Raw genomic sequence first — 16,021 nt, forward strand, 5'->3', positions numbered from 1 at the left:
GACACCCCGCCTCGCGGTGCTATGCCATTCCTTCCTTCACCTACGTCACGCAATGGCGCGCGACAGGAGCCAGAGGACATGCAGACCAAGCTGGACGAAGCAAAGGCCGAGCTGCTCGCGCGGGCGGCACGGGTAGCTGAGAACAGCCCGGCCGGGGGGCTACTTCCGACTGGGTCCGAACAGGGGGAGCGTCCAGACCGGGGCGCGATGTTCTCCTACCTCCAGCGCTACTACCTGCACACCGCCCCCGAGGACCTCCTCGACCGGGATCCGGTCGACGTGTTCGGGGCAGCGCTCTCGCACTACCGGATCGCGGAGGCTCGCCCGCAGGGCACCGCGAACGTCCGTGTGCACACCCCCACGGTGGAGGAGAACGGCTGGACCTCCAGCCACTCCGTCGTCGAGGTGGTCACCGACGACATGCCGTTCCTGGTCGACAGCGTCACCAACGAGCTGTCCCGCCAGGGCCGCGGCATCCACGTCGTGATCCACCCGCAGGTCGTCGTGCGCCGCGACGTCACCGGCAAGCTGATCGAGATCCTCGGCCCCGACTGCGACGCGCACGGTCCCCGCACCGCGCGCCCCCACGACTCGCTCGTCGAGTCCTGGATCCACGTCGAGATCGACCGCGAGACCGACAAGGCCGACCTCAAGCAGATCACCGTCGACCTGCTGCGCGTCCTGTCCGACGTCCGCGAGTCCGTCGAGGACTGGGAGAAGATGCGCGACGCGGCCCTGCGCATCGCCGACGGCCTGCCCGAGGAGCACACCGCGCCCGACCTGCGCGAGTACGAGCTCGAAGAGGCCCGTGAGCTGCTGCGCTGGCTCGCCGACGACCACTTCACCTTCCTCGGCTACCGCGAGTACAACCTCGTCGACGGCGACTCCCTGGCCGCCGTGGCCGGCACCGGCCTCGGCATCCTGCGCTCCGACCCGCACCACAGCGGCAAGGACGAGGGCCACCCCGTCTCGCCGTCCTTCAACCGGCTGCCCGCCGACGCCCGCGCCAAGGCCCGCGAACACCGCCTGCTGGTGCTGACCAAGGCCAACAGCCGCTCGACCGTGCACCGCCCGTCGTACCTCGACTACGTGGGCGTGAAGAAGTTCGACGCGGACGGCAACGTCGTCGGCGAGCGCCGCTTCCTCGGCCTGTTCTCCTCCGCCGCGTACACCGAGTCGGTGCGCCGCGTCCCCGTGATCCGCCGCAAGGTCGCCGAGGTCCTCGCGGGCGCCGGTTTCGCGCCGTCCAGCCACGACGGCCGCGACCTGCTGCAGATCCTCGAGACCTACCCGCGCGACGAGCTGTTCCAGACCCCGGTCGACCAGCTCCAGGCCATCGCCACCTCCGTGCTGTACCTGCAGGAGCGCCGCCGGCTGCGGCTGTACCTGCGCCAGGACGAGTACGGGCGCTACTACTCCGCGCTCGTCTACCTGCCGCGCGACCGCTACACCACGGGCGTGCGGCTGCGTCTGATCGCGATCCTGCAGGAGGAGCTCGACGGCATCAGCGTCGACTTCACCGCCTGGAACACCGAGTCGATCCTGTCCCGCATCCACTTCGTCGTGCGCGTCCCGCAGGGCACCGAGCTGCCCGTGCTGACCGACGCCGACGTCGAGCGGATCGAGGCCCGGCTGGTCGAGGCCGCCCGCTCCTGGGCCGACGGCTTCGGCGAGGCGCTCGTCGCGGAACTGGGCGAGGAGCGCGCCGCCGAGCTGCTGCGCAAGTACGGGACCTCCTTCCCCGAGGGCTACAAGGCCGACCACTCGCCGCGCGCGGCCGTGGCGGACCTGTGCCACCTGGAGCGGCTGTCCGCGAGCGACCGCGAGTTCGCGCTGTCGCTGTACGAGCCGGTCGGCGCGGGCCCCGGCGAACGCCGGTTCAAGATCTACCGCACCGGTGAGCAGGTCTCGCTGTCCGCGGTCCTGCCCGTGCTCCAGCGCCTGGGCGTAGAGGTCACCGACGAGCGTCCGTACGAGCTGCGGTGCAGCGACCGCACCAACGCGTGGATCTACGACTTCGGCCTGCGGATGCCGCTCTCGACGGGCAACGGGGACGCGTACCTCGGTGACGACGCCCGCGAGCGGTTCCAGGAGGCCTTCGCGGCGGTCTGGCAGGGCGACGCCGAGAACGACAACTTCAACACCCTGGTGCTGGGCGCCGGGCTGAACTGGCGCCAGGCCGTCGTGCTGCGCGCGTACGCCAAGTACCTGCGCCAGGCCGGTGCCACCTTCAGCCAGGACTACATGGAGGACACCCTCCGCAACAACGTCCACACCACCCGGCTGCTGGTCTCGCTCTTCGAGGCCCGCATGTCGCCCGGCCGCCAGTCCGCGGGCAGCGAGCTCGTCGACGCGATGCTGGAGGAGCTGGACGGGGCCCTGGACCAGGTCGCCTCGCTGGACGAGGACCGGATCCTGCGGTCCTTCCTCACCCTCATCAAGGCGACGCTGCGCACCAACTTCTTCCAGTTGAACGAAGCGGGCGAGCAGCACTCCTACGTGTCGATGAAGTTCGACCCGCAGGCGATCCCGGAACTGCCGGCCCCGCGCCCCGCGTTCGAGATCTGGGTGTACTCCCCGCGCGTCGAGGGCGTCCACCTGCGCTTCGGCAAGGTCGCCCGAGGCGGCCTGCGCTGGTCCGACCGGCGCGAGGACTTCCGTACGGAGATCCTCGGCCTGGTCAAGGCGCAGATGGTCAAGAACACCGTCATCGTCCCGGTCGGCGCCAAGGGCGGCTTCGTCGCCAAGAACCTGCCGGACCCCTCGGTGGACCGCGACGCCTGGCTCGCCGAGGGCATCGCCTCGTACAAGATCTTCATCTCGGCGCTCCTCGACATCACCGACAACATGGTCGGCGGAGCCGTCGTGCCGCCCAAGGGCGTGGTCCGCCACGACGAGGACGACACCTATCTCGTCGTCGCCGCCGACAAGGGCACCGCGACCTTCTCCGACATCGCCAACGGTGTCGCGGAGTCCTACGGGTTCTGGCTGGGCGACGCCTTCGCCTCCGGCGGCAGCGCCGGCTACGACCACAAGGGCATGGGCATCACCGCCCGCGGCGCCTGGGAGTCCGTCAAGCGGCACTTCCGCGAGCTCGGGCACGACACGCAGACGCAGGACTTCACGGTCGTGGGCGTCGGCGACATGTCCGGTGACGTCTTCGGCAACGGGATGCTGCTCTCCGAGCACATCCGCCTGGTCGCCGCATTCGACCACCGGCACATCTTCATCGACCCGACCCCGGACGCGGCGACCTCGTACGCCGAGCGCCGGCGCCTGTTCGAGCTGCCCCGCTCCTCGTGGGCCGACTACGACACCTCGCTCCTGTCGCAGGGCGGCGGGATCCACCCGCGCAGCGCGAAGGCCATCCCGGTCAACGCGCAGATCCGGGCGGCCCTCGGCATCGAGGCGGGCGTCACCAAGATGACCCCGGCCGACCTGATGCAGGCCATCCTCAAGGCCCCCGTCGACCTGCTGTGGAACGGCGGCATCGGTACGTACGTCAAGGCGACGGCCGAGACGCACGCGGACGTCGGCGACAAGGCCAACGACGCCATCCGCGTCAACGGCTCAGACGTGTGCGCCAAGGTCATCGGCGAGGGCGGCAACCTGGGCCTGACCCAGCTCGGCCGCATCGAGTTCGCGCGCAGCGGCGCGGGCGGCGAGGGCGGCAAGGTCAACACCGACGCCATCGACAACAGCGCGGGCGTGGACACCTCCGACCACGAGGTGAACATCAAGATCCTGCTGAACTCGGTGGTCGCAGACGGCGACCTGACCGTCAAGCAGCGCAACAAGTTCCTCGCCGAGATGACCGACGAGGTCGGCCGTCTGGTCCTGCGCAACAACTACGCGCAGAACGTGGCGCTGGCCAACGGCGCGGCCCAGGCTCCCAGCCTGCTCCACGCCCAGCAGCGCTTCATGCGCCGCCTGGGCCGGGACGGCCTGCTGGACCGGGCGCTGGAGTTCCTGCCCAACGACCGGCAGCTCCGCGAGCTGCTCAACACCGGCAAGGGCCTGACCCAGCCGGAGCTGGCCGTCCTGTTCGCCTACACCAAGATCACGGTGGCGACCGAGCTCATCCACACCGAGCTGCCCGACGACCCGTACATGGCCCGCCTGCTGCACGCCTACTTCCCCGGCGCGCTGCGCGCGAAGTTCCCGGAGCAGGTCGACGGACACGCGCTGCGCCGCGAGATCATCACCACCGTCCTGGTCAACGACACCGTCAACAGCGGTGGCTCGACCTTCCTGCACCGTCTGCGCGAGGAGACCGGGGCCTCCCTGGAGGAGATCGTCCGGGCGCAGCTCGCCGCCCGCGAGATCTTCGGCCTGGCCGAGGTGTGGGACGCCGTCGAGGCGCTCGACAACAAGGTCGCCGCGGACGTCCAGACCCGGGTGCGGCTGCACTCGCGGCGCCTGGTCGAGCGGGGCACGCGCTGGCTGCTGAACAACCGGCCGCAGCCGCTGCAGATCACCGAGACCATCGCGTTCTTCGCCGAGCGGGTGGAGCGGGTCTGGTCGGACCTGGCGAAGCTGGTGCGCGGCGCGGACCTGGAGTGGTACGAGGCGGTCATGGACGAGCTGATCGGCGAGGGCGTGCCGGAGGAACTGGCGGCGAAGGTCGCCGGATTCTCCTCGGCCTTCCCGACGCTGGACATCGTCGCGATCTCGGACCGTACGGGCGTGGAGCCGCTGGCCGTCGCCGAGGTGTACTACGACCTCGCCGACCGGCTGGACATCACCCAGCTGATGGACCGCATCATCGAACTGCCGCGGGCCGACCGCTGGCAGTCGATGGCCCGCGCCTCCATCCGCGAGGACCTGTTCTCGGCGCACGCCGCCCTGACCGCCGACGTGCTGACGGTCGGCAACGGCACGTCGACTCCCGAGGAGCGCTTCAAGGCGTGGGAGGAGAAGAACGCGGCGATCATCGGGCGGGCCCGGACGACCCTGGACGAGATCCAGGGATCGGACGACTTCGACCTGGCGAACCTGTCGGTCGCGATGCGGACGATGAGGTCGCTGCTGAGGGCGCACAGCTAGTCCCCGCGATGCGGTGAGCGAAGCGGAAGGGGCGGACCGGGACACGTGTCCCGGCCCGCCCCTTCCGTGTGCTCAGCGACTCCTCGTGAACTCCTCGTACGCGTCGCAGACCTGCGCCGCGGGGCCGTCCATGCGCAGGACGCCCGATTCCAGCCAGATCGCGCGGTCGCAGGTCGATCGGACCGTGCCGATGCCGTGGCTGACGAGGAAGACGGTGCCGGCCCGTTCGCGCAGCTCTTCGATGCGGGCCCGGCTGCGCCGCTGGAAGGCGGCGTCGCCGGTGGCCAGGGCCTCGTCGATCATCAGGACGTCGTGGTCCTTGGCGGCTGCGATGGAGAAGCGCAGCCGGGCGCCCATGCCGGAGGAGTAGGTCCGCATGGGGAGCGAGATGAAGTCGCCCTTCTCGTTGATCCCGGAGAAGTCGACGATGCCCTGGTAGCGCTCGCGGATCTGCTGCTTGGCCATGCCCATCGCGAGGCCGCCGAGGACGACGTTGCGCTCGCCGGTCAGATCGTTCATCAGCGCGGCGTTCACACCGAGCAGGGACGGCCGGCCGTGGGAGAAGATCCGGCCGCGCGCGACCGGCTGGAGACCGGCGATGGCGGACAGCAGGGTGGACTTGCCGGAGCCGTTGCTGCCGATCAGGCCGATGGCCTCGCCCTTGTACGCGATGAAGCTGACGCCCTTGACGGCGTGCACCTCGCGGATGCCGGGTGCGGGCCCGCGGGAGAAGATCCGGCTCAGCGCGGCGGTCGCGCCGCCCTTGCGGGAGCCCGCGCCGTGCACCTTGTAGACGACGTGGACGCCGTCCGCGATGACGGTCGGGACGCGGTCGTCGGGGACGGGCGGGGCCGCCGCCGGGGCGGGGGCGGCGGTGCTGGTCGGGGACGCGGTGGCGGTGGTCACTGTCACGGGAGTCGCTTTCTTGTTGCGGTCTACCGCCGGTGGAAGTCGAAGCTCCCCCTGGTGCTGGATCTGGTGGGGGCGTTCGCGACGCCGTGCGGGCCGATGACCTGGACGACCAGGCGCGGTCGGTGGTCGCCGGCCTGACCGCCCACGCCTGACCGCCCTTGCGCCGTCCCCGGGCTCCGCCCCCGCCATGGCGGTTACGGCCAGCGGCCTGCCGTGAGGTGGGCCAGGGTGGCTTCCGGGGCGGGAGAGGGCGCGGGTGGCGTGGGGCGGCGTTCCTCCAACGGGACCGGCGGCGACGCGGGCCCGCCCAGGAAGACCCGGCGGACCACCCGCTCCGCCGCGTGGCCGTCGTCGTACGCGCAGAAGCGGGCCCGGAAGGACGAGCGGAGCTGCGCCGAGCGCGAGCCCTGCCAGTGGCCCGTCGCGAAGATGTCCACCAGCTCGTCCTCGGTCCGGGCGATCGCGCCCGGAGGGAAGGACCGCAGGTCGAAGTAGGTGCCGCGGGCGGCCTCGTACGCCTCCCAGTCGTCCGCGTGGATCACGATCGGCCGGTCCAGTGAGGCGTAGTCGAACATCAGCGAGGAATAGTCCGTCACCAACGCGTCCGAGGCCAGGCAGAGTTCCTCCACCGAGGGGTGCGCGGAGACGTCCAGCAGGCGGGGGTGCGGGTCGGGGGAGGGCGAGCCCGCGTAGGTCAGGTGGGTGCGGTTGAGGATCGTGTAGCGCGGTCCCAGATCGCGCAGGATCCGCTCGAAGTCCAGGTGCTCCGGGCGGCTGCGCCGGTAGTCGCGGTGCGTCGGCGCGTACAGGATCGCCGTGGAGCCCGGCGGGATGCCGAGGCGTTCGCGCAGTTCGAGGACGTCGGCCTGGGTGGCCCGGTGGAAGACGTCGTTGCGGGGATAGCCGTATTCGAGCGTCGTGTACGAGGACGGGACCGCCTTCTCCCAGACCAGCGTGGAGTGCCGGTTCGCGGAGAGCAGGTAGTCCCACTGGTCGGCGCCGCGCAGCAGGCCCGCGAAGTCCGTGGTCGGGGTGGCCGCCGGGCGGTCCCGCAGGTCGAGGCCGACCCGCTTGAGCGGGGTGCCGTGCTGCGTCTGCACGAGGATCTGCCCGGCGCGCTTGACCAGGGTGCGGTCGAAGTTGACGTTCGTGACGAGGTAGGTGGCACGGGCCAGGGCCGTCCAGTACGCCGCGGAGCCCGGGCGCAGGAGGGCCGTTTCCCGGGGGAGGGTCGAGGCGTGCGCGGGGTCGCAGATCCAGGCCGTCCGCATGCGCGGGGCGAGTTCGCGGAGCTTGGCCTCGATCGCCGCCGGATTGCAGGCGTACCCGCCGTGCCAGTACGCGGAGAACACCGCCAGCTCGGGCCGCAGCGGGAGCAGTCGCTGCGTGCGGTAGTGCAGGCGCAGGGCGCTCTCGCGCAGGCCCCTCCATCCGGCGGCCCCGGCACGGCCCGCCGCGAGCGAGGCCGAGCGGAGCAGGGACAGGGCGCGGTAGGTGCGCCTCGTGCCCAGGCGCATCAGGAGGTGGCGGGTGCGGTCGGTACGGCTCAGGGACAGCGGCCGGGGGCCCGGGACGCGGTAGCGGCGCAGCAGGGCCGACGCCCGGCTGAAGAACTCGGCGCGGGCGGCGCGCGGGAGGCGGCGCCGGTCCGCGTACAGGGTGCAGAAGTGCCCGGCCATCCGCCGGTGCACGACGGGCCGCCAGCGTTCCAGCTCGGGGCGGGTGGCGAGGTAGCCGAAGACGCGGTCGTACTGGTCGAAGACGTCGAGGTGGCTCCGGCTGCCGGTGGTCGGGATCGAGCCGGTGCGGCGCTGGCGGTAGTGGACGCAGACGCGGTCCAGGACGGCCACGGACTCCGCCGCGAGGAGCGCGGGATAGGTCCAGGGGGTGTCCTCGTAGAAGCCGGGCGGGAAGGAGAGGCCCTCGCGCTCCACGTACTCGCGGCGGTACGCCTTGTTCCACACCACCATCGGCATGCCGAGGAGGGAGGGGCGGTCCGCCAGGCGGAAGCTCGCCGGGCCCTCCTCGCAGAGGTGGTGGGAGAGGCTGTCGCGCACCACCTGGCCGGTCCAGAAGGTGCGCGCGTAGTCGTAGACGAGGACGTCCGGGGAGCCGGTGGCCTTCAGCCGGTCGGTGATCGCCTGGAGGGCTCCGGGGGCCAGGGTGTCGTCGCCGTCGAGGAAGACCAGGTAGTCGCCGGTGGCCCGGGCCAGGCCCGTGTTGCGGGCCGGGCCCAGGCCCAGGTGGTGCGCCAGGTGCACGGCGGTCACCCGGGGGTCCCGGGCGGCGTAGTCGTCGATGATCGAACCGCAGGCGTCCGGGGAGGCGTCGTCGACCACGATCAGTTCGAGATCCGGGTAGGACTGGGTCAGGACCGAGTCCAGACTCTCCTGGAGGTACGCCTGGACCTTGTACGCGGGCACGATGACGCTGAACCGGGGCACGGCACATCCAGGGGTCGGCGCGGGCATATTGCCCAGGAACCCCCGGCGTGGCGCTCGGGTTACGCACCGTGTGGCATTCGGGCTACGCAGCGTCAACGGAGCACGTCAACGACGTGATCAGGAAGCCGGATCACTTGATCGCTCCTGCCATCACCCCCGAGGCGAACTGCCGTTGGAAGGCGAAGAAGACGGCGAGCGGCACCACCATCGACAGGAACGCGCCGGGCGCCAGGACGTCGATGTTGTTCCCGAACTGCCGCACCTGCTGCTGGAGGGCGACCGTGACCGGTGGGTGCGCCGAATCGGCGAAGACCAGCGCGACCAGCATGTCGTTCCACACCCACAGGAACTGGAAGATGCCGAGCGAGGCGACGGCCGGGCCGCCCAGCGGCAGCACCACCCGTGCGAACAGCCGCAGTTCGCCCGCCCCGTCGAGGCGGGCCGCCTCCAGCAGTTCGCGCGGGATCTCCGCGAAGAAGTTGCGCAGCAGGAACACGGCGAACGGAAGCCCGAAGGCCGTGTGGAACAGCACCACGCCGGCGGTCGTCTCGAACAGTCCGATGGATCCGAAGAGTTCGGACACCGGGATCAGCGCCACCTGGACCGGTACGACCAGCAGCCCGACCACGATCAGGAACAGCCAGTCCCGCCCGGGGAACTCCAGCCAGGCGAAGGCGTAGCCGGCGAAGGCGCCCAGCGTCAGGACCAGCAGGGTCGAAGGGATCGCGATGGCCGCCGTGTTGAGCAGCGAACCCGTGACGGTGTCGTTCTCCAGCAGCCGCTCGTAGTTCCCCGCCGTCAGCCGGGACGGCGCGGTCAGCACCTTCCACCAGCCCTCCCGGTTCAGGTCGGTGGGGGAGAGGAAGGAGGAGACCAGCAGGCCGAGGGCGGGCAGCAGCCAGAACAGGCCGACGAGGACCAGGAAGACGCGCAGCGCCCCGCCGGCCGCCCGGGAGGCGAGGGACCGCGTGCTGATCGGTGTGCGCAGCCTCATCGGCGGGCCTCCCGGCGCATGCGGCGGACGTTGTAGACCATGACGGGGAGCACCAGCACCAGCAGCAGGACCGCGATGGCGGAGCCCAGTCCCGTATCGGCGTCCGTACCGAAGGACGTCCGGTACAGCTGGAGCGCGAGGACGTTGGCGTCGTCCTGGACCGCGCCCGGCGCGATCACGAAGACCAGGTCGAAGACCTTCATCACGTTGATGACGAGGGTGACCAGCACGACGGCAAGCACCGGCGCCAGCAGCGGGACGGTGATCCGCCGCAGCACCTGCCACTCGCCCGCCCCGTCCACCCGGGCCGCCTCCAGCAGCTCGCGCGGTACGGCGGCCAGCCCGGCCCCGATCAGCACCATCGCGAAACCGGCCCACATCCATACGTACGCACCGATGACCGCCGGGGTCACCAGCGTCGGGCCGAGCCATTCCACCCCCGCGTACGCCTCCCGGAAGTTCGAGGCGGGCAGCCGCAGCAGGGCGCCGTCGGCTTCGGCGGACAGCGTGAAGGTGCCGTCGGAGCGGGCGGAGGCCGAGTCGACCACCCGGCCGTCCTTGACCGCCTCGATCCGCAGCCCCGACAGCGCGGACTCGGTGGCGTCGACCGTGTTCGTGGCGCCGCCCCCGCCCCTGGTGAAGTCCTGCCAGGCCGTACCCGTGACCTTCCCGGGCTCGGCGGCGGCGGGCTTCGCCGTGCCGGTCCCCTCGGGCAGGGCCTCCGGCGCGACGCCGACCAGCGGGATCAGCGCCGGCACGCCCGCCCGTACCGGAGCGCGGGTCACGTAGGAGCCCCCCTCGCCCGGGACCAGCGGGGAGTCACGGCCCGGCCGGGCCTTGGGGAAGGCGGAGGACTCGGCGAAGGTGTCGTGGACGCCCACCCAGACGGCGTTCGCGACGCCCCGGTCGGGGTCGGCGTCGTAGACGAGCCGGAAGATGATGCCCGCCGCGAGCATGGAGATGGCCATCGGCATGAAGACGACCAGTTTGAACGCCGTGCCCCACCGCACCCGTTCGGTGAGCACCGCGAAGATGAGCCCGAGCGCCGTGGCGGTGGCGGGGGCCAGCACCACCCACACCGCCGTGTTCTTCAAGGCGGTGCGGATGGTGTCGTCGCGCAGGATCTCCCGGTAGTTGCCGGCGCCCACGAAGGCGTCGCCGGAGCGGTCGAAGAAGCTGCGGTAGAGCGAGTAGCCGATGGGGTGCACGACGAGCGCGCCGAGCAGGACGAGGGCGGGCAGGAGGAACGCCGCGGCCGTGAGGCGGCGGCGGCGCGCCTCGGCAGCCTTCGGGGATCGGGAGGCGGCGGTCGCGGCGGAGCCGGCGCGACCGGTCGCGGTGGTCACGGGACCGGCTGGGGTTGCGGTGTCGCGGTCGGCGGGGGCCACGGGTCAGTTCCCGTAGGCCTTGGCCGCGTCCGCCTCCAGCTTGGCCTGGGCGCCCGCCACGTCCGAGGGGTTCGCCAGGAAGTCCTGGAGCGCCTTCCACTCGCCCGCGCCCGGCGTCCCGCCGAAGGCCGCAGGCGCCTGGTCCGACATGTCGAAGCGGAAGTCGTCGCCCGCCGCGAGCAGGGACCCGGCGATCTCGCGCTGGATCTCGTTCGGGTAGGCGGCGGGCTCGACCGACTTGTTGGGGGAGAGGAAGCCGCCCTCGCGGGCCTGGATCCGCGCCGAGTCCGGCGAGGCCAGGAAGGTCAGCAGCGCCTGTGCTCCTTTCGAGGGCTTCAGCGCGACCGCGACGTCACCGCCCGAGACCACCGGGGCCTTGGCGCCCACCGCGGGGAAGGGGAAGACGAGGGCGTCCGTGCCGACCTTCGCCTCCGTCTGAGCGATGTTGACGGCCACGAAGTCGCCCTCGTAGACCATCGCGGCCGCCGGCCGGTCTCCGCCGGTGAAGGTCTGCGTCACCGACTTGGGGAACTCGGTCGCGAGCGCCCCGCTCTGGCCGCCGGCCAGGAAGTCCTTGCGGCCGAACAGTTCGGCGAGGGTGGTCAGTGCTTGCTTGACGCTGTCGTCCGTCCATTTGATCTGGTGCTTGGCGAGCTGGTCGTACTTCTCCGGGCCCGCCTGGGAGAGGTAGACGTTCTCGAACCAGTCCGTCAGCGTCCAGCCGTCGGCGCCGGCCACCGAGACCGCCGGGGTCCCGGACGCGGAGAGGGTGTCCGCGACGGTGAGGAGCTCCTTCCAGGTCTTCGGCGGCTGCACGCCGGCCGCTGCGAAGGCCTTCGCGTTGTACCAGACCAGCGACTTGTTGGCGGCCTTGTAGTAGACGCCGTACTGGGTCCCGTCGACCGCGCCCAGGTTCTTCCAGCCGTCCGAGTAGTTCTTGTCGAGTTCGGCCTGCGCCTCGGCGCCGACCGGCTGCGCCCACTTGTTCTTGACGGCCGAGACCAGCGCCCCGACCTGCGGGAGCAGTGCCACGTCCGGCGGGGCGCCGCCCGCGATCTTGGATCCGAGGAAGGTGACGATCGGGTCCTGCGCCGGAACGAAGGTGACCGTGGCACCCGTCCGCTTCTCGAACTCCTTCAGCACCTTGACGAAGTTGGCCTGCTCCGGGCCCGTCCAGACGGCGGCGACCTCCAGCTTCTCGCCGTCGAGGCGGGGTAAGGAGACGGCCCGCCCGCCGGTCGCCCCGTCACCCTTCGGCGGGGCCTCCTTCTTGTCGTCGCCCCCGCCGCACGCGGTGAGCGCGAGCGCGCCCGCCGCGACCAGCGCGGCCCAGGCACGGGCTCTCCTACGGCGCTTCGTGCCGTTCTCCGTGCGGGAATGCGTACTCGTTCCGTGCTCGCGCATGGCTGTGCCCCCGATGCCTCGCCGACCGTGGTGTGTCCTGCACCACAAGGTCTACGCCGCCCCGCGTACCCCCGCAATACCGCCTCCAGGCGTACGCGACGGCGCGCGGCGCTCCCACCGGCCCCGGCCGGGCCCGCCCGCCCGGTGGATCGGCCCGGTCAGGGGGCCGGCGGGAACAGCACCGGTACCGCCGAGACCAGGTGGGAGGCCCGGTCCAGGGCGCTGGCCAGCAGTGCGAGGTCGGTCGGGCCGTTGCCCAGTTCCCGCACGGGGCGGCGGGCCGGCGGATCACCCATCCGTTCCCACTCCACCGGCACCACAGTCGGCCGCAGGGTTGCCGTACGGGGGATCCGGCCGGTGACGCGGCCGCCCTGGAAGGGGACGGTGCGGCCGTCAGCGTACCGGAGCAGTCCGCGGCCGGGGCCGGGCTGGTCGGGGGCGTCGAGCTCCACGCGCAGGGTGGTGAGCCGGGCCAGTTCGGTGTCGGCCGTCCGCTCCGGCCGGCCGCTGGTGGCCACCAGGTGCACGCCGAGCCGGGACCCCTCGCGGGCCACCGCCTCCAGCGCGCGGACCACCGAACCGGCGGCCGGACGGCCCGTGGCACCCAGGCCCGGAGCGACCAGGGCGTCGAAGTCGTCCACCAGCACGACCAGTCGCGGCAGCGGGCTCGGCCCCGCGGCCGGGTCCGTGCGGGTGACCGACGGGCGCAGCCGCAGGGTGCCGGAGCGCTGGGGGTCGAGGTCGCCGCGCAGCTCGCCGGAGGTGGGCCGGCGGGGGGAGACCATCCGGTCGGAGACCTCGCGCAGCGCGTGCCACTCGGCGAACGGTACCCCGTCCAGCAGCTCCGCCCGCCGCTTCAGCTCGGCGCCCAGCGCCTGCGCGAACTCCCGCATGCGCAGCGGGTCCGAGGCGACCAAGTGGGCCGAGACGTGCGGCAGTTCGGTGCAGGGCTGCAGCCCGTCACCGCGCTCGCCGCCGGCCCCGTCGAGAAGGACCAGGCCGAGGCGGTCGGGGCGGGCGGCTGCGGACAGGGAGGCGGCGACGGAGCGGAGCAGTTCGGTACGGCCGCTGCCGGCCGGACCCTCGATCAGCAAGTGCGGCCCCTCGCTGACGAGTTCGGCGCCCACCGGCCCGCGCCGGCCGGTGCCGAGCACGATCTCGGCGAGACCGCCGACGCGCTGGCCCTGGTCGGTGGCGGCGGCCCAACGGGCCATCAGCGAAGCCGGGGTGGCCCGGGCCAGCCCCAGCTCGTCCAGCAGCCGCGCCGTCTGGGGCAGGCTGGCCGCGGCCGGCCGGAAGCCCTCGGTGGCGGGCGAGTCGGCCTTGAGCGGGGCCAGGGCGCGGGCGAACCGCTCAGCCCAGGCCACCGAGACGGCGTCGGCGGTGGCCGTCACGCCGGGGGCGGCCGGCTTGCCGCCCGAGACGGCGAAGGTCCGTATGGCCGTGGCCACATCACCGCTGAGCAGGGCGGCGGCGCCGCAGTCCCGGAAGGCGGGGGAAGCCGCGCAGGCCGCCTCGTACGTCTCGGCGAGGGGCGAGGCGGGCGTCGCCGCGGGGGCCTCGGCGAGGGCCAGGACGTGGATCCCGGCGGCCGGCCCGTGCGAGGCGAGCCTGCTCGTGACGTCGCGCAGGGCCCCGGGGCCGGGATCTCCGTCGAGGACGAGGAGGGTGTACGGGCCGCGGTAGCCGGAGGAGGCCTCGCGGACGGCGTCCGCGCCGGCGGCGGCCCAGTGGGCGCCGAGCGGACCGTCGTCGAGGCGCCGGGTCAGCTCACCGGTGCGGGCGGCCGCCTGATCGCGGTCGTACGCGAGCAGCAGGCGGCAGTCCTGCCCGTGCGCGGGCCGTACGTGGGGCAGCCAGCCGAGCCAGCCCCAGTCGCGGCGGCGCTCGGCGAGCGGGCGGGCCCGGTCGGCGGTGACCAGCACGATCTCCAGGCGCGCGCCGGGGGCGTGCAGGGCGGCGAGCTGCGCGATCACCGACCGGGCCACACCGGTCAGCCGGGCCCGCGGCCCGGCGATGCCGAGTGCGCCGGCCTCGCGGAGCGCGACCGTGCTCCCGGCGCCCAGGGTGACCTCCAGCCCGGGGGGTCCGGCCCAGAGGCGGGGGGCCGGCCCGAGGGCGGCGAGCAGTAGCGCGGCCGGGTCGTCGGAGCCGGGCCGTACGCGGACCGCGGCCGCCGCCGAGGCACCGGCGAGTTCCTGCGCCCGCGCGGGTTCCTCCCCGCGCACCCACTTCCGCGCCCAGGCCCCGATCCCGCGCCGGGACCCGCGCCGGGACCCGCCGGAGCGGTCGTCGGACCGGTCGGAACCGGAGTCCCCGTAGCTGTCGGTGTCGGTGTCGGCGGTGTCCCCGGCCGTGCCGGGGGCGCTGCCCCAGCCGGACGTGCCGTAGTGCTCGACACCGCCGGATCCGGGCCCGGGGCCGCCGCCGGGGGCGGGGAGCGCCGACCCGGCGGTGTCGTCCCGGCCCGTGCCGGGGGCCCCGGCGGTGGGACCGGGCCGGCCGGCGCCGGGCGCGCCCCGGCCGGTGTGGCCTTGGTGTTCAGCCCCGCGGTCGGCGCCGTGTTCCGTGCCGTGTTCCGTGCCGTGTTCCGTGCCGTGTTCCGCACGGGACGTGCCGTCCCGGCCCGCTCCGGGCCCGGCCGGTTGGGGGATGAAGCCGCGCGGGTCCCCGCCCGTACCGGCCCCGGCAACGGGGTGCGACCCGGACGCGGTGTCCGGCGCGGCGGCTGCGTCGGCGTCCGGCGGCTGGAGTCGGGGGCCGCCCGGCAGGGCGAGGGAGAGGTGGCCCTCCAGGTCGGGGGTGAGCGGCAGGGGGGACGGCCGCGGACCGACGGCGAGCCGGAGGGTGGACTCGCCGACCCTCAGCAGCGCTCCCGGCGCCAGCGCCACCCGGTCCGCGCCGACCGCCGAGCCGTCGATCGTGGTGCCGTTCGTCGAGCCGGGGTCGGCCACCGCCACCCGTCCGTCCGGGAGCACCGTGACGGTGCAGTGCAGGCGCGAGACGTCGGGATCGTCCAGCGGGACGTCGGCGTCGGCCGAGCGCCCGATCCGGATCGCCCCGGGGTGCAGCAGGTGCACGCCCCCCGCGTCCGGTCCGGCGACGACGTGCAGCTGCGGCCCGTCCCCGGTCTCGGCGTCCGCCAGGACGTGCGGGCCGGGCACGTTCAGCGAGAGGACCGCTCCGTCCACGAGCGGCGGCTCACCGAGCACGCTGCGCCCGGGATCGAGCCGCTCCGTACCGGCGTAGAGGACCACCGTGCCCCCGGTGTCCGGGCCGCCGACGGTCGCCGCGAGGCCGGAGGCGACCGCGGACAGCGCGGTGCCGGCGGGCGCGGTGACGAGCACGTCGCAGCCGGCCGGCGCGGAGCCGGAGCCCGTGCCGGAGCCGGAGGCGGTGGTGGAGGCGGCCAGGTGGCCGCTGCGCGACCCCGACCCGAGAACGGTCAGCCGGATCTGCATCGCCGTCAGCGGTCCCTTCTGCGCGGTGCGCGGTGTGTGCGCCCGGCAGGGATCCACGGGACATGCCATGCGTGCCCGTCCGCCCCCACCCGGCACGGACGCGTCGTCCGGTCAGGTCTGCCCGGAAGGCGGGGCTCCCGTCCCGGCCGTTCCGTACGGGTGCATCCTCGCACCTGTCGTACACGACACGCCCGTCGCCCACCGACAAGTGATCTTGATGGGGTGCGGACTTGCGCCGGACCTGCGATCCGGCCGGTCGGACAAGGACAGCAGCGCGGGGAAAATCGCCCCTGGCATACACCGCAAATCTCACCCTCCGCACATATGTACGGCAACCAACCCTCGGCACCCAGCGTCTTCCCTCGGGACACC

The 16,021-nt window shown here is 73.0% G+C and carries 7 protein-coding genes; 1 reads left to right on the top strand and 6 read right to left on the bottom strand.

The window, feature by feature from the left end; translation table 11 throughout:
• Positions 1–78: 78 nt before the first annotated feature.
• Entirely contained in the window at positions 79–5,046 is a 4,968-nt protein-coding gene (locus ACFWBY_RS05395) for an NAD-glutamate dehydrogenase (protein WP_385340166.1), read from the top strand.
• A 72-nt stretch (positions 5,047–5,118) separates the two neighbouring features.
• On the opposite strand, the gene ACFWBY_RS05400 is transcribed toward ACFWBY_RS05395, so the two are convergent.
• The 6 genes from ACFWBY_RS05400 to ACFWBY_RS05425 all read right to left on the bottom strand — a co-directional run bounded on the left by ACFWBY_RS05400 (position 5,119) and on the right by ACFWBY_RS05425 (position 15,649).
• The gene (locus ACFWBY_RS05400) at positions 5,119–5,862 is read right to left on the bottom strand and encodes an ABC transporter ATP-binding protein (protein ID WP_385340199.1); all 744 of its coding nucleotides are present in this window, start codon (positions 5,860–5,862) and stop codon (positions 5,119–5,121) included.
• Between the two features lie 290 nt (positions 5,863–6,152).
• A complete protein-coding gene (locus ACFWBY_RS05405; RefSeq protein WP_385340164.1) occupies positions 6,153–8,402 on the bottom strand; it encodes a CDP-glycerol glycerophosphotransferase family protein in 2,250 nt (749 codons plus the stop codon).
• 130 nt (positions 8,403–8,532) lie between these two features.
• Positions 8,533–9,396, bottom strand: a complete 864-nt coding sequence (locus tag ACFWBY_RS05410; protein ID WP_385340162.1) for a carbohydrate ABC transporter permease — start codon at positions 9,394–9,396, stop codon at positions 8,533–8,535.
• On the bottom strand, positions 9,393–10,742 hold the full coding sequence (locus ACFWBY_RS05415; RefSeq protein WP_385340160.1) for a carbohydrate ABC transporter permease: 1,350 nt from the start codon (positions 10,740–10,742) through the stop codon (positions 9,393–9,395). The genes ACFWBY_RS05410 and ACFWBY_RS05415 overlap by 4 nt, the downstream gene beginning before the upstream one ends.
• A 45-nt stretch (positions 10,743–10,787) precedes the next feature.
• Positions 10,788–12,188, bottom strand: coding sequence for an ABC transporter substrate-binding protein (locus tag ACFWBY_RS05420; RefSeq protein WP_385340158.1), 1,401 nt, complete (start codon positions 12,186–12,188; stop codon positions 10,788–10,790).
• Between the two features lie 158 nt (positions 12,189–12,346).
• Complete coding sequence (locus tag ACFWBY_RS05425; protein ID WP_385340198.1) at positions 12,347–15,649, bottom strand: FtsK/SpoIIIE domain-containing protein; 3,303 nt, start codon at positions 15,647–15,649, stop codon at positions 12,347–12,349.
• Between the last annotated feature and the right edge of the window lie 372 nt (positions 15,650–16,021).

It is taken from the genome of Streptomyces sp. NPDC060049, from assembly GCF_042736715.1.
GTDB lineage: Bacteria > Actinomycetota > Actinomycetes > Streptomycetales > Streptomycetaceae > Streptomyces.